Annotated in this window: 1 protein-coding gene and 2 pseudogenes; 2 read left to right on the forward strand and 1 reads right to left on the reverse strand. The window is 60.5% G+C overall.

Going from position 1 to position 951, the window contains the following annotated elements; genetic code table 11:
- A pseudogene (locus GV832_RS21680) lies at window positions 1-104 on the forward strand (IS5/IS1182 family transposase); the annotation flags it as partial.
- A 22-nt stretch (window positions 105-126) separates the two neighbouring features.
- Window positions 127-447 carry an H-NS histone family protein gene (locus GV832_RS21685; RefSeq protein WP_168776930.1) on the forward strand — a complete coding sequence of 107 codons (321 nt, stop codon included), beginning with the start codon at window positions 127-129 and terminating at the stop codon, window positions 445-447.
- 375 nt (window positions 448-822) lie between these two features.
- On the opposite strand, the pseudogene GV832_RS21690 reads toward GV832_RS21685, so the two are convergent.
- Window positions 823-951, reverse strand: a pseudogene (locus tag GV832_RS21690) (transposase); the annotation flags it as partial.

Below are 951 nucleotides of genomic sequence, written 5' to 3' on the forward strand. Positions count from 1 at the left end.
GCCGCCTCAAGGACTGGCGCAGGATCGCAACCCGCTACGACAGATGTCCCAAGGTCTACCTCTCGGCCATCGCACTCGCCGCAACTGTCATCTTCTGGCTCTGAAACTCAATGAGTCCTGAACCTAATGCCTGATTTCAACCTGAATGCCATGTCGCTCGCGGAATTGCGGGATTTGCAGAAGGCCATCGTCAAGGCGATCGCCAACTTCGAAGTGCGGCAAAAGACGGATGCCCGCAACAAGCTCGTGATCTTCGCCCATGAGTTGGGCTACAACTTTGACGAATTGGCGGCACTCGGAGGACCGAAAATCAAGCGGGCGCCCTCGACGAAGATCTATCGGCATCCCGAGAACTCGACCGTTACCTGGTCCGGCCGGGGGCGTAAACCGGCGTGGTACATCGCGCATGTTGAGGCGGGCGGTGACCCGGAAGCGCTGCTCGGCTGAACAGACCACAGCGCGTCCCCTGATCCTGCACCCGATTGCGCCTTCAGCAACCGGATCGCAGCCATGAACGAACTCCAGATCCGAACAAAGTGGAGTGCCGACCTTGCGTCGGCTCCGAGTGCCGAGCGGGCGCACGCAACCGAACGGCGAAGGGCCCGAGAGCGCTCCTGCGCCGCTCGGGCCTTTGCGCTTGCCGTCGGCTTATGCCTACGGATCGTGCTCCCCGATCACGAGAACCTCGTCCACGTCGATCTCATTGGCGGGGGAGGCGCCATGGTTCCTGCGTTTCGACATGTTCTGATCTCCTCGTCTTGGGGAACAGCAGACCTCAGATCGTAGCTTCCGTCGCTGTCCGATTTTCGGGGGGCGGCTCAATGGTGTGAGGCCCACCCATGGCCCTATCTTCTTCGAAGAGGTGAAGCGGGCAGGATCATCGACCGCTGATCGGAAAGTTAGTCCTACGACAGCACCGATCCCGGGCATTGACATCAGCCGACGACAAAC

The sequence above is a fragment of the Stagnihabitans tardus genome (assembly GCF_009925085.1).
Taxonomy (GTDB): domain Bacteria; phylum Pseudomonadota; class Alphaproteobacteria; order Rhodobacterales; family Rhodobacteraceae; genus Stagnihabitans; species Stagnihabitans tardus.